The organism is Roseibium sp. JB4-4 (genome assembly GCF_055693425.1).
Map to the genome: position 1 here is coordinate 5476295 of NZ_CM146333.1, position 20580 is coordinate 5496874.

17 protein-coding genes and 1 pseudogene are annotated in these 20580 nt (G+C 55.6%); 7 read left to right on the forward strand and 11 right to left on the reverse strand.

Features of this window, described 5'->3' with window-relative positions:
- Window positions 1-24: 24 nt before the first annotated feature.
- From ACZ1HV_RS25780 to ACZ1HV_RS25790, 3 genes and pseudogenes are all read right to left on the reverse strand, one after another.
- Window positions 25-1302 carry an MFS transporter gene (locus ACZ1HV_RS25780; protein ID WP_298822456.1) on the reverse strand — a complete coding sequence of 426 codons (1278 nt, stop codon included), beginning with the start codon at window positions 1300-1302 and terminating at the stop codon, window positions 25-27.
- A 207-nt stretch (window positions 1303-1509) separates the two neighbouring features.
- A pseudogene (locus ACZ1HV_RS25785) lies at window positions 1510-1820 on the reverse strand (DMT family transporter).
- Between the two features lie 132 nt (window positions 1821-1952).
- Entirely contained in the window at window positions 1953-2498 is a 546-nt protein-coding gene (locus tag ACZ1HV_RS25790; protein ID WP_298822458.1) for a response regulator transcription factor, read from the reverse strand.
- Between the two features lie 80 nt (window positions 2499-2578).
- On the opposite strand from ACZ1HV_RS25790, the gene ACZ1HV_RS25795 reads away from it, so the two are divergent.
- The gene (locus ACZ1HV_RS25795) at window positions 2579-4108 is read left to right on the forward strand and encodes a class I adenylate-forming enzyme family protein (RefSeq protein WP_472716729.1); all 1530 of its coding nucleotides are present in this window, start codon (window positions 2579-2581) and stop codon (window positions 4106-4108) included.
- Complete coding sequence (locus tag ACZ1HV_RS25800) at window positions 4105-4908, forward strand: SDR family NAD(P)-dependent oxidoreductase (protein ID WP_472716730.1); 804 nt, start codon at window positions 4105-4107, stop codon at window positions 4906-4908. The genes ACZ1HV_RS25795 and ACZ1HV_RS25800 overlap by 4 nt, the downstream gene beginning before the upstream one ends.
- A gap of 21 nt (window positions 4909-4929) precedes the next feature.
- Here ACZ1HV_RS25800 and ACZ1HV_RS25805 read toward each other — a convergent pair whose 3' ends face one another.
- Both ACZ1HV_RS25805 and ACZ1HV_RS25810 read right to left on the reverse strand, forming a co-directional pair.
- Window positions 4930-5589, reverse strand: a complete 660-nt coding sequence (locus ACZ1HV_RS25805) for a L,D-transpeptidase (RefSeq protein ID WP_298822461.1) — start codon at window positions 5587-5589, stop codon at window positions 4930-4932.
- Between the two features lie 184 nt (window positions 5590-5773).
- Window positions 5774-6367 (reverse strand): TetR/AcrR family transcriptional regulator, encoded by a 594-nt coding sequence (locus tag ACZ1HV_RS25810; RefSeq protein ID WP_472716731.1) that lies wholly within the window; start codon window positions 6365-6367, stop codon window positions 5774-5776.
- A 149-nt stretch (window positions 6368-6516) separates the two neighbouring features.
- Here ACZ1HV_RS25810 and ACZ1HV_RS25815 point away from each other — a divergent pair, with 149 nt between their 5' ends.
- A complete protein-coding gene (locus ACZ1HV_RS25815; RefSeq protein WP_298959863.1) occupies window positions 6517-6945 on the forward strand; it encodes a VOC family protein in 429 nt (142 codons plus the stop codon).
- A 122-nt stretch (window positions 6946-7067) separates the two neighbouring features.
- Here the strand turns inward: ACZ1HV_RS25815 and ACZ1HV_RS25820 are convergent, their stop codons facing one another.
- From ACZ1HV_RS25820 to ACZ1HV_RS25835, 4 genes are all read right to left on the reverse strand, one after another.
- Window positions 7068-7562, reverse strand: coding sequence for a hypothetical protein (locus ACZ1HV_RS25820; RefSeq protein WP_298822464.1), 495 nt, complete (start codon window positions 7560-7562; stop codon window positions 7068-7070).
- Window positions 7563-7745: 183 nt separating this feature from the next.
- Window positions 7746-9197, reverse strand: coding sequence for an AAA family ATPase (locus tag ACZ1HV_RS25825; RefSeq protein WP_472716732.1), 1452 nt, complete (start codon window positions 9195-9197; stop codon window positions 7746-7748).
- Window positions 9198-9228: 31 nt separating this feature from the next.
- Window positions 9229-10155 (reverse strand): DUF6384 family protein, encoded by a 927-nt coding sequence (locus ACZ1HV_RS25830; protein ID WP_472716733.1) that lies wholly within the window; start codon window positions 10153-10155, stop codon window positions 9229-9231.
- A 59-nt stretch (window positions 10156-10214) separates the two neighbouring features.
- The gene (locus ACZ1HV_RS25835; RefSeq protein ID WP_472716734.1) at window positions 10215-11324 is read right to left on the reverse strand and encodes a cell surface protein; all 1110 of its coding nucleotides are present in this window, start codon (window positions 11322-11324) and stop codon (window positions 10215-10217) included.
- Between the two features lie 433 nt (window positions 11325-11757).
- On the opposite strand from ACZ1HV_RS25835, the gene ACZ1HV_RS25840 reads away from it, so the two are divergent.
- Both ACZ1HV_RS25840 and ACZ1HV_RS25845 read left to right on the forward strand, forming a co-directional pair.
- Complete coding sequence (locus ACZ1HV_RS25840) at window positions 11758-12015, forward strand: hypothetical protein (RefSeq protein WP_472716735.1); 258 nt, start codon at window positions 11758-11760, stop codon at window positions 12013-12015.
- Window positions 11994-14177 carry a DUF3772 domain-containing protein gene (locus tag ACZ1HV_RS25845; protein WP_472716736.1) on the forward strand — a complete coding sequence of 728 codons (2184 nt, stop codon included), beginning with the start codon at window positions 11994-11996 and terminating at the stop codon, window positions 14175-14177. The genes ACZ1HV_RS25840 and ACZ1HV_RS25845 overlap by 22 nt, the downstream gene beginning before the upstream one ends.
- 4 nt (window positions 14178-14181) lie before the next feature.
- Here the strand turns inward: ACZ1HV_RS25845 and ACZ1HV_RS25850 are convergent, their stop codons facing one another.
- Both ACZ1HV_RS25850 and ACZ1HV_RS25855 read right to left on the reverse strand, forming a co-directional pair.
- On the reverse strand, window positions 14182-15114 hold the full coding sequence (locus ACZ1HV_RS25850) for a pseudouridine-5'-phosphate glycosidase (RefSeq protein ID WP_472716737.1): 933 nt from the start codon (window positions 15112-15114) through the stop codon (window positions 14182-14184).
- A gap of 105 nt (window positions 15115-15219) precedes the next feature.
- On the reverse strand, window positions 15220-16143 hold the full coding sequence (locus ACZ1HV_RS25855; RefSeq protein WP_472716738.1) for a carbohydrate kinase family protein: 924 nt from the start codon (window positions 16141-16143) through the stop codon (window positions 15220-15222).
- A 316-nt stretch (window positions 16144-16459) separates the two neighbouring features.
- Here ACZ1HV_RS25855 and recA point away from each other — a divergent pair, with 316 nt between their 5' ends.
- Entirely contained in the window at window positions 16460-17530 is a 1071-nt protein-coding gene (recA, locus tag ACZ1HV_RS25860) for a recombinase RecA (RefSeq protein WP_298822471.1), read from the forward strand.
- A gap of 318 nt (window positions 17531-17848) precedes the next feature.
- Window positions 17849-20506, forward strand: a complete 2658-nt coding sequence (gene alaS, locus ACZ1HV_RS25865) for an alanine--tRNA ligase (RefSeq protein ID WP_472716739.1) — start codon at window positions 17849-17851, stop codon at window positions 20504-20506.
- Window positions 20507-20580 lie beyond the last annotated feature (74 nt).

The following is a 20580-nucleotide window of genomic DNA, read 5'->3' on the forward strand; positions in this document are numbered from 1 at the left end:
CAATCACCGCTGCCCAATTCGAAATTAGTTCGCCCTTCCGGATCGGTTTTCTCCGATCAACTTTGGCAGCCGCCAGATAACCGGCAAAGACACAAGGACAGCGGCGATCACATAGTAGACAGGCGCAAAATCGTCGCCTGTTCTGTTGACCAGATAGGTTGCAATCATCGGCGTTGTGCCGCCAAAGATCGCCATGCAGGTGTTGTAGCCCAGTGCAACGACACTGCAGCGCAAATGATCCGGCGCCATCAACGTCAAAGCCGATACGGACAATGCCCATCCAACGGTGCTGGTGATTGTCAGGCCGAACTGCCCGAGGAACACAATGCCAATGTCGGGTCGATGCATCAGCCACCAGCTGGGGATTGCTACAAGAAGCGTACCGACTGCGCCGACGAGAAAAACCGATCTTTGACCGAACCTGTCTGCGGCCAGACCGCAAACCGGCACGAGCAGGGCCATGACAATCAAGTTGACGGTGGTGATGTCGAGCGCGGCGGCAGAAGTGAAGTGCATTTGCGACGTCAGGTATGAGACCGCATAGACAAAGATAACGAAGTAGATGACCGCGCTCGGGATCAGCAGCAGCACCATCTGGATCAGCAGTCTCCAGTGATCACGAAGACTTTCCATGATTGGAGAGGCTTTGCTCTTTTGCGCATCGTTCGGCGCGCTTTCAGTCAGGCTGCGCCTCAAAACGGCACTGAAAAGAGCAACCAGAGCGCCAAGTGCGAACGGGAGCCGCCATCCCCATGACTGCATGTCTTCCGGAGACAGGATGGAGCTCACTGCTGCAGGCACAGCAGAGCCAAGGACGCAGCCCCACATCATGGCGAAGGCGACCCAAGCCCCTGTGAGGGCCTTTCGCCCGGGTTGGGCCTGTTCCACCAGCAAAACACCGGAGGCGGTGTACTCACCTGCAACTGAAATACCCTGGACGACACGGATAAGAACCAGCAGAACCGCAGCCGTGACGCCGATTTCTTCGTAGGTTGGCAAAAGCGCAATTGCGAGCGAGCCTGCGCCCATCAACAGTACCGAAATCATCAAGGCTGTCTTGCGCCCGATCCTGTCGCCGATATGCCCGAATATCACGCTGCCGATTGGCCGGGCAGCGTATCCGACGGCAAGCACCGCAAAGGCGGACAACAGGGAAGCGAACTTGTCTTCGGAGGGAAAGAACAAGGCTGCAAGCGTAGGTGCCAGAAAGCCATAGACTGTGAAATCATACCACTCCAAAACATTGCCGCTTGCCGCGGCGAAGATGGAACGCGGGGGCAGTTTTGCTTTTGTCGTGGTCATTGTTGCGCGCAAATGCCTTTGGAATGCTGATCGGTTCTGACGATTTTAGCCGTGTTGGGAGACATGGCTGAAAGGCGGAGTTGCATTGAAGGCTCGCATAAGCGCAGAGCACATGAAACCCCTTTCGACGCGGTTGCCATGGATCAACCGGGGCAGCAGCAGAGGAGGTGCCCCGGTCAGGTCAGTCTTTCTCAGTCTTTCTCAGTCTCAGGCAAGCTTCATTGTTACGATGCCAGCGACAATCAGAAGCGCAGCAACCAGGCGCTGGATGGTTACTGTTTCGCCAAGAAACCAGATGCCGACCACAAAGGCGCCAACGGCGCCTATCCCGGTCCAGATCATATAACTGGTTCCCAGCGGAAGGCTGCGCATCGAAAGCGAAAGAAGAGCGAACGAGGCCACCATTGCGCCAAGCATGATCAGCGTTGGTGTCAGACGCGTGAACCCCTGCGATTCCTTCATCGCGAACGCCCAGACGATTTCAAGGAAACCTGCGGCGAGCAAAAAATCCAAGCCATGGGATCTTCTCCTGGCCGGGCCGTCCCGTTGATTTGATGGAAGTTGGAGGCCGTCCTCCGGCTGTTCAGGTGGGGTGCCGACTTGCTGGTTCAAGTGAAATTTCTTTCATGTTGAATAGCAAGTTCGAGGCACTAAAGCGGAATGCCGCTGATATGTGCCACAAGTTCGAGGCTGTTTCTGACACCAAGTTTTTTCATCAATCGGGCCCTGTGAATATCAACCGTTCGTGGCGAGATTTCCAGAACACGGGCAATTTCCTTGGAGGTCTTTCCTTCGACCATAAGCGTTGCCACCTGCCGTTCCCGCACGCTCATGTCGGTAATCGGCCTGTCTTCGGAAATGTCGGCAAAGGACCAGACAGCGCGCGCAAAAGGTTCTGCGGCATCCAGCGACTGGCCGCGAACACGGCACCAGAACAGCTCTCCGTCTTGTCGGCGCATAATACGTTCGTCACGGTATCGGCCGGTTCCCATCATTTTCTGGGCGCCTATCTGGCCGATGCGGGAAAACTCCTCTGAAGAGGGGTAAAGGATCGACAGAGAGGCGTCAGTCAGCTCAGCACGGGAATAGCCGAACATCTCGGCAAAGAGTGTGTTGCACTTCTTTATGCATCGGTTTTCGGAGTAAATCAGCCCGACCGGCGCGAATTCAAAAGCGATTGTCTCGCTGTCTTCCATGTTCTCCCCGTTAGGTAAATTGACGTAATTCCTCAGAACGTCTCGCAATAGTATCTGAAAGGTCGCATAGGGAGGCAAGAATGAACCCGGCAGAATGGCTTTATAGAAGCGCGGCAAGAATGCCTGATGCACCAGCGCTTCATACCGGCACAACATGTACTGCCAACTATGGCGAGTTTGCCAAACGTGCCGGCTCCATCGCCTTGGCTTTGTCCAAAGAAGATGTCGGCAAAGGCGACCGCGTCGCATTTTACTGTGCCAACCGGACCGAGTATCTGGAAGCCCTCTATGGCGCATGGTGGATCGGTGCATCGGTTGTCCCGATCAACGCCAAACTGCATGTCAAAGAAGCTGCCTGGATGATCGAAAATTCCGGAGCGTCTTTTGTCTTTGCGGATGAGGAATCCGGCAGGCAACTCGCACGGCTTGTCGATCAGAATGTGCGTATCGTCAGTCTGTCGGGTGAAGAGTTTGGCGCAATGCGCTGCTCCCAGTCGGACAAAATTCCGGTCGCCCTCCAAAAGGATGATCTTGCCTGGTTGTTTTATACATCCGGCACGACCGGCAAGCCCAAGGGCGTCATGATAACGTGTGGAAACATCCTTTCCATGACGCTGACCTACTTTTCAGACGTGGATGAAGTCAAAACCCAGGACGCCATCCTGTATGCGGCCCCAATGAGCCACGGTGCCGGTCTCTACAATTTCATGCATGTCCTGAAGGGCGCGCGGCATGTTGTGCCCGAAGGCGGTGGCTTCGACGCCGAAGAGATACTGAAGATTGCTCCTCTGATCGGGTCCGTGTCGATGTTCGCAGCCCCGACGATGGTTCGAAGGCTTATAGACGAAGCCAAGGCGAAGAACCTTTCCGGCAAAGGCCTCAGGACCATCGTCTATGCCGGTGGACCGATGTACGAGGCGGACATTCTGGAGGCTGTCAATCTGATGGGGCCTCGCTTCATCCAGATTTACGGCCAGGGTGAGTGTCCCATGGGAATCACGGCACTGCCACGAGAAGAAGTGTCTGATCGTGGTCATCCGCGTTGGCGAGAACGGCTGAATTCAGTCGGAACAGCGCAGTCCGCTGTCCTTGTTGCGATTGTCGATGAGGCAGGAAACAAGCTTTCGCCCGGTGAAGTGGGGGAAATTGTGGTGAAGGGGCCTACCGTCATGAAGGGATATTGGAACAACCCGGATGCGACTTCGAAAACACTTCGGCAAGGCTGGTTGTGGACGGGAGATCTCGGGCGCATGGACGATGCCGGGTATGTGACCCTTCAGGATCGCTCCAAGGACGTGATCATTTCCGGTGGTTCCAATATCTACCCACGCGAAGTGGAAGAGGCTCTGCTGAGCCATGTGGGCGTGCGTGAAGTGGCGGTTGTCGGCCGGGTTGACCCGGAGTGGGGTGAAACCGTAGTGGCCTTCGTTGTCTGCAACGATGATCATGGCGTCACGACACAACTACTGGATTCCCATTGTCTGGATCAGATTGCACGGTTCAAACGACCAAAAGAGTATCGTTTCGTTTCTGAACTGCCGAAGAACAACTACGGAAAGGTTCTGAAGACGAAGCTTCGGGACAGAGTGAACGAGGAGGAGCAGACATGAGCGAACTGACCGGGAAAACTGCGCTTGTCACTGGATCGGTGCAAGGGATTGGGCTGGCCATTGCAAAAGTTCTTGGGCGGGCAGGGGCACGAGTTGGCGTACACGGCCTGGCGACGGATGAGGAAGCAAAATCAACTGTTGAAGCTGTACTGGAAGCCGGTGCTCCTAAGGTAAGGTTTTTCGATGCGGATGTCAGAAATGTGGCCGCGATCGAGACAATGATGGGGGAGGTTGAAGGCTGGGGCGGCGCTGATATTCTCGTCAACAATGCGGGAATTCAAAAAACCGCCAGTCTTGCGGAAGCTGATCCGGTAATCTGGGACGCGATCATCGGCGTCAATCTTTCGGCAGCTTTCCATACCATGCGACTGACCCTGCCGGCGATGGCAGCCAGAGGCTATGGCCGGGTGATCAATATTGCATCGGTTCACGGGCTGGTCGCCTCCGTGAACAAGGCACCTTATGTCGCGTCAAAATTCGGTCTGGTGGGAATGAGCAAAGTTGCTGCTCTTGAATATGCGACGGCAGGCAGGAAGGCAGCAGGCGGCGTTACCGTCAACTGCATTGCGCCCGGTTGGACGGAGACAGCCATCATCGAGCCACAAGTGGCAGCCCGCGCCGAACAATTTGGCGGAGACCGGGACAAGGGGATTGCGGATCTGCTGGCAGAAAAGCAGCCGTCACGACGCACCTCCGACCCTTCTGAAATCGGTGAGCTTGCTCTTTGGCTTTGCAATCCGATAGCTCACAACGTGACGGGTGCAACGATCCCCATCGACGGTGGCTGGACGGCGCAATAGGCGAAAAGCGTAGCGATCGACTTAAAGAACCACGACCTTGGCGCCGAGTTCAACGCGACTATAGAGGTCGATGATGTCCTGGTGCCACATGCGGATGCAGCCGCTGGATGCATTGGTGCCGATGCTGCTTGGCTGGTTTGTGCTGTGGATGCGGTAGAGCGTGTCCTTGTTGCCCTGCCACAGATAGAGACCGCGGGCGCCGATAGGGTTGCTTGGGCCGCCTTCCTGTCCGTCCTTGTATTTGGCCAGGCGCGGTTCGCGCTCGATCATTTCGTCTGGTGGAAACCATTTCGGCCATTTGCGCTTAAAACGGATCACCGCCTCGCCATTCCAGGCAAACCCGGCACGGCCGACGCCGATGCCGTAGCGGATGGCGCGCCCGCCTGGCTGGATGAGGTATAGGAACTTTCTGTTCGGATCGACAACGATTGTACCGGACGGGTACTGGGACGGATAGAACACCGACTGGCGCAGGTACTTCGGGTCGAAGTTCTGATATTTGATGCCGGGCAGCGAAAAGCCGCCGTCCCGCACAGGTGCATAGGCGGTCGCATAATCAGGCGTCCCGTCAGACAGAGGCGTCAAACCCGCTTGAACCGTGGCGCCCTGTTTGCTTTGGCAGGCGGCCAGCAACAGCGGAATTCCAGCAACAAAGCTCCGTCGGCTCAATTTTATCGCCATGCTCGCGTCCTTTCCCGGGGCCGCCTCGCAGCGGATATCGGTTGTTGTCATCTTAAAACAGCTTTACGGGCCGCAATCTTGATAAACGGAATACTCAAACGGTCTCCGAAAGCAACACAATTATGGTAAATGGCTGATTAACGTCGAGTCCTAAGAGGCTGTTCCAAAATCACAAAAACGCTAGTCAGTCCGCCAAAATGCCTGCCAGAAGCTTGCGCGTGGCTGCCTCGTATGCGGTTCGGTCTTCTCCAGCTGCAATGGCAAGCGCTGCACGGTCAAATGCCGAGGAAAGAAGATCGGCCAGCGGCTCTAGCTGGATGCCTCTCAGGTGTCCGTGCTTTGCGCTGTGCTGCAAACCTTCCAACAGCGTTGCGCCACCGGTCTCTTTGTCAATTTCCGCCATTTCCGCTACGCCCAGAACAGCAGGCCCCTCAAGCAACATGATTTTTGCGCGACCAGGCACGGACATTGCGGAAAAGTAAGCGCTCGCACCGGACATGAAAGCGTCGAGCGGAGACTGTCTGATATCGGTCTCGGCATCGATTTCAACCGCTATTGCAGCCGCTTCGTGATGGACGAGAGCCCGCATGAGGTCCGCTTTGTCCGTAAAGTGATGATAGAGCGCGCCTCTGGTGACGTCTGCAGCCTTCACGATTTCCGGCGTTCCTGTTTCCGCATACCCCTTTTCAACGATCAGAGCCCGGGCAGCCTTTAGGAGTGCGCTGCGGGTTTCGGCCCGGCGTTCGGCCTGAGTTCGGCGAGATTTTGTTTCTTGCATACATGCAGCCTGTATGTTAATTGAAATTTACATACAAACTGTATGTCTTTTTATTGGCGTTGAAAAGACCCCTCCAATGACCGGGTTTTCGTCGGCATGACGGTGCACCGGTCAGATTGGCAGTGGTTCCGTGGCAAGGAGATCGAAAGATGAAGTGCACACAGTATTACCCGGTTCTGATGACATCGAATGTTGCAGAAACCGCGCGGTTCTATCGGGACAACTTCAAATTCAAGGCGGCGTTCGAAGCCGACTGGTACGTTCATCTGCAATCCGAGGAAGACGAACGTGTCAATCTTGCGGTTCTCGATAAGGACCACGAGACAATCCCGAAAGAAGGACGAGGCAAGAAAGCGGCCGGAATGCTGATAAATTTCGAAGTGAAAGACGTTGATGCAGTTTATGAACGAGCCAAGGAAAACGGTTTGCCTATCTTGCAGGTTCTACGTGATGAAGACTTCGGTCAGCGCCACTTCATTACTCGTGACCCGAATGGCGTTCTGATCGATGTTATCAAACCAATTCCCCCAAGCCCCGAATTCCTGAAGCAATTTGCCCCTGAAGCCGTGCCGTCATAGCGGCGACTTCAGAAGCCGGAATTTCAAGCCAAGCACATCGGTTTTGAAGCGGCCGTTTGGTGCAACAAAAAGGCGTGGCCGGGAGACCGGTCACGCCGCTCGGTTGGAATTGCTTTCAGCCCTCAGGACGAGACGGCAGGACAGGAGCTGTTTTGCTCGGCGCGCGATTTCAAGCCCTGGAGGCTCTGCATTGTGTTCGGGTCACCGGGTAACACGAAACTTTGTTCAAGCGCTGTGCGAACGTTGTTTATGACGGCAAGGTCCTGAACGGCGAGCGTCTGGCAGGGTGTACCGGTAAAACGGACGCGGATGCGAATGACACGCTGACCGTTGTCTGACGGTCCGAATTCAGAATCGAGTGCAGGATTCGGACTGGTCATCGGCCTTTCCAGAACAACCATATTTGGCTGGTCCTGAAGAACAACCGTACCACGTTGTTGCGCACTGGATACCAGAGCATTGCGTACGGTTGGTGGATCGGCTGCTATATTTACGCTTTGTGCTCCGGCTGGAACGCTAAGCTGGGGCTGGTCGGGCAAACTCGCACGTTGAGAGGACCCTGACTGGCATGCGGCAAGACTAAGCGCGCATAGGCTGGCTAAAAGAAGATGTCGCATGATCAGTCCTGCATTCAATAGAGCAGCCGATGGGTTTCGGCCTGGTCATCACCTAAATCAAGTCATCGCTGAACACAATAAAACTGCATGTGAGCAATGGCATTCTTGTATCAACACTGTGTCACAACACTCCTAACGAAGCCTTGTGGCCGGACATGGGCAAAAATGGCAGTCTTTTTAAAATTAGAAACTGTCACCGGTTTTGAAACCTCCGCTGCCAAAGCTTTTGCCGGTCTTGAACCCTCCTTTGAAAGGATCTTTTCCTTTTGAGCGGCGGCTAAAGTCGCCACCGAATCCACCCATGGATTTTGGAAGCCCGGACCCGCCTGGAAAGGCAACGCGACGACCGCGTGGCTTGCGGCGCTTGTGCGAGCGCTCAGCCCTGGACCAGTAGTCCGCGCCGGTTATGGCACCTTTGACTAACTCACCCAGCAAAACCGTTGTCAGCTTGTCATCGGAAAAAGTGGATTCCCAGCTACCATAGCCCTTCGAGCGAAACCGTTTGATGACGTCGGAGAGCTCGGCCCGGCGACGGCTGATGTCGCGTTGCAGCTCCCGGTCCTGCCGGATTTCACGGGTGACCTGTTCAATCCTGTCTTTCAGATCTTCGATACGCTGAACAATTTTTTCATCCTCAGGCGAGGGTGTTGCAATTGCGGCCCGCCAAAGGTCGTTCAGGTCATCGGCCTGAAGTGAGACAGACAAGTGTTCTTCGGCCTTCTGAAAATCCGCGTCTTCGCCGCTGGAAAACTCAGTCAGCGCAGCTGACAGTGTTTCGATCTGACGATCCAGTTTGTCGAGCTGAACGTCGATCCGGTCAATGTCCTCACTTTGGGTCTCGATGGCCCCGACCAGATCTGTTCCGGCTGCATCTGTCATGGCATTGCGGCTCATATCCGCAAGTTTGGCCTGCTCTCTAACGGCAATTTCGGCGCAGTGTTCCGCATGGCGGGCCATACGCTCTGGGATGCCGGTCAGCATTGCGTAATTGGCTCGCGCTCCGTCAAACTTGATCAGCCTGGCGACCCATCGATCCAGCGAACGCACGAGACCACGGTGGTTATAGTCCGGGGTTCCGAAGCCGCGCTGCCAAAGGTAGATGAACAGCGGATCGTCTTCATAGGCCTTGCCCTTCTGCTCACGATCCGCTTTGGAAGTGTCAGCCTTTGACGCTGCAGCTTCCGCGGTCGCCTCTGCGGTTTCAGCTTTTTCACGCTGGGCAAGATAGGTCTTGTCGTTTTCCAGGCGGCCGTCGATGGCTTCCATCAGTTCGTCCATCTGGCTTTCCGCCGCATCCCGGGCATCGTCCAGTTCCAAGCGTTCCTTTTGAAGCTGGCCGCGCTCTGCTTCGCAGCTGCGGAGCTGATCGGTCAGAACCTTGTAGTCGACGTTTCGCTTGTCCAAAAGGCGACGGGCTTCACGGGCAGCGCTGTCGAGGCGGGTGTTCAGCGCACCTGCCGCATCTGCATCCATTCGAAAACGCGCCAGGTCGCGGTAAGCCTCGCTCTGACGCTCTTGCAGATCTGTCAGGGCACGGGTTGCGCGCTCTATCCGCTTGGTGAGTTCAGCTTCTTCACGACGCAAATCAGCAAGCGATTGCTCAATCGTTCCCAGGGTCTGACGTCCTGTCAGCATACGCTTGTCCCCATCAACTTCCGATTGGCCGCTACCATTGGGTGATTGCTCCGTCCAGCACGCCGCTGCGCCACTTGATATTCAGTTCACCGCGGCGCTTTTCGCCAAGCTTGCCGTTTTGGACAATGCCATCTTCCAGCTTGTCCTGCCGCACAGCGTCATAAATGTTCTGCGATACCCGCTGTCCCCATTTGTCGACTGAAATCGCTTCGCTGTTTTCTTCTGATAAAATGCTGCGGTTGATGATGTTTCCGTCCGGGTCGATTGCTTCCACGACAATATAGTAGTTTTCGCTATCCGGATTGGTTTCCGGAATACGGGTGATACCTGTCGGCACGCCCTGACGTGAAATGATCCGGACTTCAAAGACTTCCTGCAGATTGGCTGCCAGTTGACGCAAGTCGCCCTCGGCCTTGAAGGCGGCATCGTTTTTGCCATCCGACAGAGCCAGACGGCCATCTTCGGCAATGCGGGCCGCTTCTGCTTCGATGTCGGCATTTTCAGTCAACGCATCAACGCGGCTGACCAGTTCGGAATATGTTTGGGGAAGGGCGTCAATGCGAGCCAGCAGATCCGCTTCTGCGCGTTGTTCAGGCAACTTGACCAGAAAATACCAGGCTGCAATCGCAATGACCAGAACAGCAAAGACCCCGGCCATCCATTTCGACCAGGTGCTGCGGGAAATATAGATCATCGCCAGAGTACGCGAAAAACCTGCAGCCGGAGGTGAATAGACAAAACGGTCGCGTTTGAGGTCCTCGACACCCTTCTTGAGAATATGGTCCGGAACGTCGATCCCCTGAGCTGCATAGACCTTACGCAGCCGGTCGACCATAGCGGTGTCGCGTTCATCCGTCTTCAGTTCGCGGGCCACCTGACCTTCTTCATGCCGAAGCGTGTCGACCACGTCCATCGCCATCATCAGATCGTCGAGCGGAGCCTCGGATTTGCCTGCCATACGATTAAATCTTCTTGCGTTGGGCAGGCCGGTTCACCGGCCTGCCGATGCCTTGTGTGTTAAAGTCCCTGGCCCTGAGCCGTCAGTTTGGCGAGCCGCCTTTTGCCGTCTTCGACGGCATTGCGGATTTCTTCGGAGTTCTTGGTCGACATATCACGCATTTCCGTAATGATTTCACGTGACTGGACCTGGAAGTTCACAACCGAGTCCACCAGCTTTTTGACAGAAGCAGCGGCGACGGTCGGGCCGTAACCGGCTTTCAAGGCTTCCTTTTGAACCGCGTCGCCAATCTCTGCCAGCGTCTCAAGGCTCTTGTTGATGCCGTCCTTCATGGCGTTCAGCGTTTCGGTGGATTCATGCAGGCCTTGCAGGCCCGTAAAGGAAGCGTTGAGAGCGGTCAGAACAGACTCATTGGTCGAAAAGAAGCTGACCGACTGGGCATATACGCGCTCCTTGGCGTTTGTAGTCTGCACCAATCGAGCCATAATGACTTCGGACGTATTGTAACCGATCGTCAGATTGTCGGAGAGATCCTTGGCAATCTGGTATCTCTTTTCTTCGTCCTGCATCTCGCGCAGTTTTTCGTCACGCGCAAGTTCAAGCCGGGCTTTCTGGGCCGGGTCGTCCCCGGTATAGGCTTCCACTTCACTGGAAGACCATTCAAGCGCTGATTTGGCGGCCGACAGTTTTTCAGTTGCCATGTTCAGCAACTCGAGCGCCGTAACCTCTGCCTGCTTCAGTGCTCCGCGGAAATCACGGTAGGCTTCAAGGATGACCTGTTCGCGATCGATCTGGTCCTTGGTCGCACTGGCCACCTCCTTGTAGGTTCCACGAATGTCGGTGAATCGGTCCGAAATAGTGCCGCGCCGCATGTCACGCCATTTGTTGGAAAGATTTTCAGTGAAGGAAATTTTGCCGTCCGCGAGCTGGTCAACCAGCGTCTTGGCATCGTCGCGGATCGAGTTGAAGGCCTCGGTGATCTCCTCATAACGTTCACCGATGTCCATCTGTTGCACCTGGTTGCGGACCACTTCGTTGAAGTTGGAGGCCTGACCGAGAGTGCGTGAAATAATCAGTACCTTGTCCGGCGACAGGTCGGAGATCTGCTCAAGCAGGGCATTGATCGGTGCATCCCTTTCGGTTTCCGGTGAGATGCCGATATCGCGCAATGTGGAAAGAGCGCGATCCAGATATTGAAGGGGGAAAACCCGCCGGCCGGCGCCGCTGCATTTTCCGGAGTTTCAGGTGCTGCCGCGTCTGTCATGTTTGACCTCCTCGAAGGACGGCGTCGATTTTTGTGGTCCAGCGCCGCTTCGTCCTGTTTACGTCGTAAAGGGCCATGTTAGGGCAGGCTTACGCCGCTCTGTCAACGGGTTGGCAAGGGAAACTGGCCAAGTTCATTCGTCGAGCCGGACCCGTTTGATCCTTTCCATAGGCGGCTTTTGCGACAAGTATGTTTCGAAGACCAGAGTTCCTGCATTTTGCCCTTGTGACCTTCGTGACCTTGCGCTCATGGCTTTGCCACAGAAGAATGCATTAACAAGTGGTCAGGAAAGACTTTCGGTCTTGATCGGAACAGGCACGCGTTGGCATGGCAAAGTGATGAAACAGATAAAAATTTTTGGTTTCTCGCTGCTGGTTGCCTTGCTGCTGGCACTGCAATTGTCGGTGGGTGCCAGTTATGCCCAGGAAGCCGGTAGCGACCCGGTGCCAGCTGCCCCCCGGTTCTCGATCTCTTCGAGCGTGCGTCAAATGCCCTGGAGCAAGGCACAGTCTCGACCGGAACGCTTGAGCTATTGCGTCAACAACTTGTCGAGGTGCGCGACAGAAACTCTCGAGTGGTTGAAACGGGCAGCATAGATGCGCAAACACTTGCCGCCCAGCTGAGGGCACTGGGATCGCCACCTTCGGGTGGGCAGGATGAACCTGAGGAGATTGCCGAGCGGCGCAAGGAGCTGACGGATGCGCTGGCCGAAGCCAATGCACCGATCCGCGAAGCAAGGGAAATCACGAACCTTGCCAATGTGCTCATTCGGGAGGTCGATCGGCAGATCAGGTCGATGAAGATCGACAGCCTGCTGACCCGGTATCCGTCGCCGCTCGTACCGGCGACATGGACCAGTGGTTTTCAGGAAATCAACCAATTCTGGAGACGGCTGCAGCGCGACATACAAGGGGAACTGGAACGCCCCAGCGTATCGAAAGCGCTCGGACAAACCGTGCCGACGTCTTTGGCGCTTATCGCCTTCGGCATATTTTTCATTGTCGTTGGGCGAATGCCCATCCATCGGTTGCTATTGAAGCTGAGTGAGCGCCAGGAACGCGGTGGCCGCTCGCTTGCACTTGCTGTGATCTATAATCTCAGTTTCCTGGTTTTACCGGCAATCGGCGCCTTGTCGATCCTCCTCGTCATACCGGTTCTGGACATTTATCCCAACAGCGCCCGAATTGCGCTCACGGCAGCGCCGATCGTGGCGCTTTTCATGGTGATCGCCAACTGGCTGGGGCACACGCTGTTTGCGCCAGGTCTGACCCGCTGGCGCTTGTTGGAGCTCGAGGACCGCGAGGCAAAGCTGGGCCTGCGGCTTTGCCAGGGGCTCGGTGCCTTCATGATGGTCGAAGTCGCTCTGGAAACGCTGCAGCTTGACAATGCTTTCGGCGACAGCGCGATCTCGGTGTTGTCGGTGCCGCTTATTGCAACCGCAGCCGTATTGTTGTGGGCATTGGCGGGGATCATCAGAAACAAAGGTGCGGATGCGTCCGACCAAACGCAAGAGACTGCCGAACCTGACGAAGATGAGGAAATCGAAGAAGCTTCGGTCAAACCGCAAGAATCCGGTTTTCTGTTGTTTCTTTCCCTCTTGATGAAGGCGTCTGCGTTCCTGGCAGTCAGTGTGACCCTCGTCGGTTATGTGGAACTGGCAAGGGCTGCCATCATTCCGATGATCATGACGGTCGCGCAGCTGGGGTTGGGCTTCATGCTCTACCACCTGGCACAGCTTCTGGTGAAAACCGCGACCGACCGGGAAGACACGGCTCCAACACCAATTCTGGTGACCATAGGACTGATTGTTCCACTTGTGGCGATCTTTACGCCGCTCATCGCACTGACATGGGGCGCAAGGGCAACGGATATCGCAGATGCTTGGCGATTGCTGATCGGGGGTGTTCAGTTCGGGGATATCCGCTTGTCACTGGATTCTCTGATCGTTCTTGGGGTTGTCTTCGCAATCGGCGTGCTGATCACACGTTGGCTGAAGAACCTGCTGAGGACATCGGTTCTGCCGCAAACTCGCATGGATGTCGGTGCGCAGACGGCCATCGTGACCGGGACCGGATATGTCGGGTTGACGCTTGCGATTCTGGTGGCGGTTTCAACCGCTGGATTGAACCTTTCCAGCCTTGCCGTCGTGGCTGGGGCACTCTCGGTTGGTATCGGGTTCGGGCTGCAAACCATTGTCTCGAATTTCGTCTCAGGCATCATCTTGCTGATAGAGCGGCCGATCAAGGAAGGGGACTGGATCGAGGTTTCCGGTCATATGGGCTATGTCCGCGACATTTCCGTTCGCTCGACCAGGATAGAAACCTTCGATCGGCATGATGTCATCATTCCAAATTCGGATCTGATTGCCGGCACGGTCAAGAATATGACCTTGAGCAACAAGTCCGGCCGATTGATGCTTCCAATCAGGGTTGCATTCGGCAGTGACCTGGAGAGGGTGAAGGCCATTTTGATCGAAGCGGCCCGTGGACACTACACCGTTGCGCGCTATCCGGTGCCGTTTGTCCTCTTCATGGGGGTTGGCGAGAATGCTTTGAACTTTGAACTCAGGTGCTATCTGAAAGACGTCAATAATATTTTGACGACGCAGTCGGATCTCTTTTTCGCCATCTACAATGAATTCGGCAAATCAGGGATTGAAATCCCGATCCCCCAGCGTGATCTGCATATCAAGGATATCGACAAGGTGTTGAGTGCCCTGGATGGAAAAGCAAAAGCTGATCCATCCCCGGCATCCTGACCTTCTAGACAAGTTCAGCCGCGATACGGGCTGCCAGGCGGGCGTTGTTGCGTACAAGTGCGATATTCGTGTCGAGGCTGCGTCCAGCCGTCAGGTCGAGAATTGCGCCCAAAACGAAAGGCGTGACGTCCTTTCCAGTTACATTCCGGGCCTCAGCCTGCCGGATAGCCTCGTCAATATGGCCGGCCATCTCGGATCCGGGTATTTCATCTGCCAAAGGCACCGGATTGGCAATCAGGACACCACCATGATCTGGAAAGTTTTGCCGCATTTTCAAAAGGTTTCCGATCTCAGCGGCCGAATTGAGTGTGTAGGGCGCCTGGAGACCACTGATCCTGGACCAGAATGCCGGCAGTTCCCTAGTGCCAAAAGCGATAACCGGGACCCCCTTGGTCTCCAGCACTTCCAGCGTCTTGGGAATATCCAGCAGCGCCTTTGCGCCTGCTGAAACAACGCAGACTGGTGTTCGTCCAAGCTCGTCGAGATCCGCAGACACGTCGAACGTTGTCTCCGCGCCCTTGTGAACACCGCCAATGCCGCCGGTCGCAAACACTTTCAGCCCGGCAACATGCGCTGCCATCATCGTGGCGGCAACGGTGGTGGCGCCGTAGCAGCCGGTGCTGAGCGCAAAAGTGAGGTCGGCGCGTGAGCACTTCATAACGTCTTCAGCTTGAGCCAGGCGATCCAGGTCGCTGTCGGACAGGCCGATCATGATCTTGCCGTCCATCAGTGCGATGGTGGCTGGGACTGCGCCTTCGGCACGAATGTCAGCTTCGACCAGCCGGGCTGTTTCGACATTCTTCGGAAAGGGCATCCCGTGCGTGATAATCGTGGATTCCAGCGCAACGATCGGTTTTTCGCTGGCAAGTGCATCGCGGACCTCTGCGTTGTAGACAAGCAGGTCTTTGACTGAAGTGCTGAGGTTTGGGCGTGTCACGGAAGAGGCCTCTTATTGTTTCCACGGGCGCAGAGCCCTTTTATCGTTTGACGCTCTTATAAGCTCGCACCGAGAACTCGCCAAGTGATTGGTTTGTCCGTTTGGTCAAAAAGCGGTCAAAGCTTCCCAGGAAAGTGTTTCAGCCAATGCGCCCGTGCTGGCAAGGGTCAGGGCCGCTGCCCTCAGGCCGAACCTCACCGCCTCTTCAAGAGCGTACCCCTTGGAAACTGCTGCGAGGCTGCCCGCCGTCAATGCATCACCTGCGCCGGTCACGTCGACGACATCCGTATTTTCCGGTGTAAGTCTGGTGATCAAACCCTTGTTTGAAACGATTATGCCGGAAGGTCCGTCTGTCAGAACGAAGGCTTTCAAACCTGCGTCGACGAGGGCGGAAGAAATTTCATCTGGGCCCGCTGAAGCTGGCAATCCGGTCAACGCGGCGGCCTCTCCGCGATTGAGATAGAGGCAGTCAAGGCGAGAGAGCAGGGGTTTCAATCGCCGGGACTTGGCATCCGAAACCGCATTGGCCATCAGCCTTCCAGTCTGGATTTGCGACGCCAGGCCCTCAAGCATCGGGGCTGGCAGGTTCGCGTCGACAAACCAGATTGTCTTTTCGTCTGCAGTTGCAGACAAGCGGTCAACGATGTCTGAGAAAAGGTCGGCAGGCGCTTCGGAGAGGATGCGGTCATCGACGCAGGCGGCTTTCAGCGAACCGTCCGGATCATGTAACGCCAGATACTGTCCGGTTGAAAAACCCGATCTGGTGACGGTGAAGTGTTCGATCCCTTCTTCACCCAATTGCTCTTTGAGGATCTGCGCAGCAGCGTCGTCTCCAACTGTCCCGATGAGCTTGGTTTGAACACCCAGCCTTGAAAGGTTACGAGAGACATTCGTCGCCACTCCGCCTGGTTTTGCGTGGAAGCGCGCCGGCGTGGACGTCTCGGGCCGGATCACTTCAGCTCCATGCGCAATCGTATCATAGTGAATTGCACCAAGTGCAATAACAGGACTTTCGAAGGACGGGGACACGCCTGATTACTTCTCCAGAGCTCGATCGGTAGTGGCGGACGTTGAGACACAGGACAAGCGGGCTAACAGATCGAACCTGATGCGGCAACTCCTTGCCGATGGCCGGTTGATTCTCCAGGCATATAGAATCACAGGTGTCGCAAATGAAATAGTTACGCAGCGTTAGCTCCAAACGTTCTACAGAGAACATACTGGAAACAAACAAGCATTTCCGTTTTAATACCAATCGGTTTCGCCGACTTGTCAAATGAGAACAAAAAGTGTACAAAGCTCTCATTGAAACAGCGCGTCCATCGTGGAATAAGGAGCGTAAGCCATGTCACAAAGTACACTTCGTCTCGTAGAAAGCAGCCAGATGGATAAGACAAAAGCGCTTGATGCAGCGCTGAGCCAGATCGAAAGAGCCTTCGGTAAGGGATCCATCATGCGTATGGGTCAGAGGGACGCAGTGGAGATACAGTCTGTCTCAACCGGATCGCTCGGTTTGGATATCGCGCTGGGTATCGGTGGGCTGCCGCGCGGACGTATCGTTGAGATCTACGGTCCGGAATCGTCAGGTAAGACCACACTGGCACTTCATACTGTTGCCGAAGCTCAGAAGAGCGGTGGTATTTGCGCCTTCGTTGATGCGGAGCATGCTCTTGATCCTTTGTATGCCAGAAAGCTCGGTGTCGACATCGACAATCTGCTGATTTCCCAGCCGGATGCGGGTGAACAGGCGCTTGAGATCTGCGACACGCTTGTGCGCTCAGGGGCAATTGATGTTCTGGTTATCGATTCCGTTGCGGCCCTGACCCCTAAGGCGGAGTTGGAAGGGGAGATGGGTGACAGTCTGCCGGGCATGCAAGCGCGCTTGATGAGCCAGGCGCTCCGTAAGCTGACCGCGTCGATTTCCAAGTCGAACTGCATGGTTATCTTCATCAACCAGATCCGGATGAAGATCGGTGTCATGTTCGGCTCGCCCGAGACGACGACGGGCGGTAATGCTCTGAAATTCTATGCTTCGGTTCGCCTTGATATCCGCCGCATCGGCGCGATCAAGGATCGGGATGAGGTGGTCGGAAACCAGACGCGCGTCAAGGTGGTCAAGAACAAGCTTGCGCCTCCTTTCCGGCAGGTTGAATTCGATATCGTTTATGGCGAAGGGGTTTCCAAAACCGGCGAACTGATCGATCTTGGTGTCAAAGGCAATATTGTCGAAAAGTCCGGTGCCTGGTTTTCCTATAACAGCCAGCGGCTCGGCCAGGGCCGTGAAAATGCCAAACAGTTTCTGAGGGACAATCCGGAAATTGCTGAAGAGATTGAATTGGCCATTCGCCAGAATGCAGGTCTTATCGCTGAAGCAATCATCGACCCTGAACGCGGCGCAGAAGAAGACGAGGATTGAGATCTTTCTCCTCTCATCCCTGACGTCTGTTCGCAGACGCGATCTTGTCTGATAAGCAAAATTTTGAACCCCTCCTTGCCGATCAAGGAGGGGTTTTGTCTTTTCATCTTTGAAGTCGCCTGCGGGTCTGTCTGAAAATGCCGGCGGCAACGGGCAAATCCGCAGTTTCTCTGAGCGAGCTTCTTCGCAACTGCTGGACAGGTTTGTAGGTCAAAGTTAAAAGGCTCTTCCGGCCGGTATCCCAATCTGGGGACCTGCGATATCAGAAAGCCAATTAACTGGCCCGCATCTTCGGGCTCAGACCGATGTGAGACCCGAATGACCGGCGTAAACGAAATTCGCACCGCCTTCCTGGACTATTTCAAGAAGAACGATCACGAGGTGGTCGATTCCGGTCCGCTGGTACCGCGGAACGATCCGACTTTGATGTTTGCGAACGCGGGAATGAACCAGTTCAAGAACGTTTTCACCGGTCTTGAAAAGCGCGATTATCAACGGGCGGTGACATCCCAGAAGTGTGTGCGTGCAGGCGGGAAGCACAACGACCTCGACAATGTCGGGTATACGGCGCGCCACCATACGTTTTTCGAAATGCTCGGAAACTTCTCCTTTGGTGATTACTTCAAGGACCGGGCAATTGAACTTGCATGGAACCTGATCACCAAGGAGTACGGTCTGCCGGCGGACAAGCTGTTGGTGACGGTCTATGCCGAGGACGATCAGGCATTTGATCTTTGGAAGAAGATTGCCGGGCTTGGCGAAGACAAGATTATCCGCATCCCGACTTCGGACAATTTCTGGTCCATGGGCGATACCGGTCCGTGCGGCCCGTGCTCAGAAATCTTCTACGACCATGGTGACCATGTTTGGGGCGGCCCTCCAGGCACGCCTGAGGAAGATGGCGACAGGTTCATTGAGATCTGGAACCTGGTCTTCATGCAATATGAACAGACGCCTGAAAAGCGTCTCGACCTGCCGCGCCCGTCGATCGACACCGGAATGGGGATCGAACGCATTGCGGCTGTCATGCAGGGCGTTCACAACAACTATGATATCGATCTCTTCAGGGCATTGATTGCCGCCTCGGAAAACGCGACCGGTGTTGATGCGGAAGGGGACGCGCTAGGCAGTCACAGGGTGATCGCCGACCATCTTCGCTCAACCAGCTTCCTGATCGCAGATGGTGTTCTGCCATCCAATGAAGGCCGCGGTTATGTGCTGCGCCGGATCATGCGCCGCGGAATGCGCCATGCCCATCTACTGGGCGCAAGCGAACCGCTTATGCATAAGCTTGTGCCCGCTCTTGTTCGTGAAATGGGCCGGGCCTACCCGGAGCTTGGCCGGGCAGAAGACCTGATCACGGAAACGCTGAAGCTTGAAGAGACCCGTTTCCGCAAAACGCTTGAGCGAGGCCTTGGCCTGCTCGACAGCGCCACGCAGGATCTGTCGGCTGGTGGTCGGCTAGACGGGGAAACAGCATTCAAACTCTATGACACTTACGGTTTTCCGCTAGATCTTACCCAGGACGCCCTGCGCGCCAGAGATATATCCGTCGATACGGACGCGTTCGACACGGCCATGGAGCGCCAAAAGGCCGAAGCTCGGGCTGCCTGGTCAGGTGCCGGCGGCGCGGCGACCGAGACGATCTGGTTTGCCATGAAGGAAAAATACGGTGCGACCGACTTTTTGGGCTATGAAACCGAGATTGCCGAAGGTGTCGTTGCGGGCCTTGCGTCTGAGGATGCAGAGGTTGCTGAACTGACCGCAGGCCAGAATGGTTTCATGGTGCTGAACCAGACACCGTTTTACGGCGAGAGTGGTGGTCAGGTCGGTGACACCGGCGTGGTGCAGACGAATGGCGTAACGGCAATTGTCACGAACACCCAGAAAAAGGCCGATGGCCTGTTTGTTCATTCCGTGACAGTGGAAGAAGGGACCCTGGTGCCCGGTCTTGCGCTTGAGTTGAAGGTGGATCACGGTCGGCGCACAGGGATCCGGGCCAACCACTCGGCAACGCACCTGGTCCATGAAGCGCTGCGAGAAGTCCTGGGAAACCACGTCGCACAGAAAGGCTCATTGGTCACATCGGAACGGCTTCGATTTGATTTCTCTCATCCAAAGCCCATGAGCGAAGAGGAACTCTCAACTGTCGAGACCTATGCCAACGAGATCGTGCTTCAAAACGCTTCGGTAGACACAAGGCTGATGGCAGTCGATGACGCGATCGAGGCAGGTGCCATGGCCCTGTTTGGTGAAAAATACGGCGAAGAAGTACGCGTTGTTTCCATGGGGACCGCCTTGCATGGTGCCAAGGAAGGTAAACCCTATTCGCTTGAATTGTGCGGTGGGACGCATGTGAAACGCACAGGCGATATCGGTCTGGTCACGCTCGTCTCCGAAGGTGCAGTTGCAGCGGGTGTTCGCCGGATCGAGGCGCTGACCGGTGCTGAGGCAAGGACTTATCTGGATGCGCAGGACAAGCGCCTGCGGGAGGTCGCCGGTATCCTGAAGACTGCTGTTGATGACGTGCCCGGCCGTGTTGCTCAGCTCGTGGAGGAGCGTCGGCGGCTGGAAAAGGAACTGGCCGATGCCAAGAAGAAACTTGCCATGGGCGGCGGTGGTTCGGAAGCAGCACCGGTCAAGGATGCTGGTTCCTACAAACTGATGGCCCGCACGGTTGAAGGCATTAACCCCAAGGATCTGAAGGGCATGGCGGATGATGCCAAGGCTCAGCTGGGTTCAGGGGTCGTTGTCCTGATCAACGTGGCCGACGATGGCAAGGCTGCGATTGTCACAGCGGTTACAAAAGACCTGACCGACAAGGTTAGTGCTGTCGACCTGGTGAGGCTCGGATCAGAAGCGCTTGGCGGGCGTGGTGGCGGTGGACGGCCCGATATGGCACAGGCCGGCGGGCCCGATGGTTCGAAGGCGGAAAGCGCAATTGGGGCGATTGAAAGCCACTTGTCGGCTCTGTAGCAGAAGCCAAAACAACTGCATAAAATGAAAAAGCGTGCCAATGGGCACGCTTTTTTCATGAGATAATGTCTTCA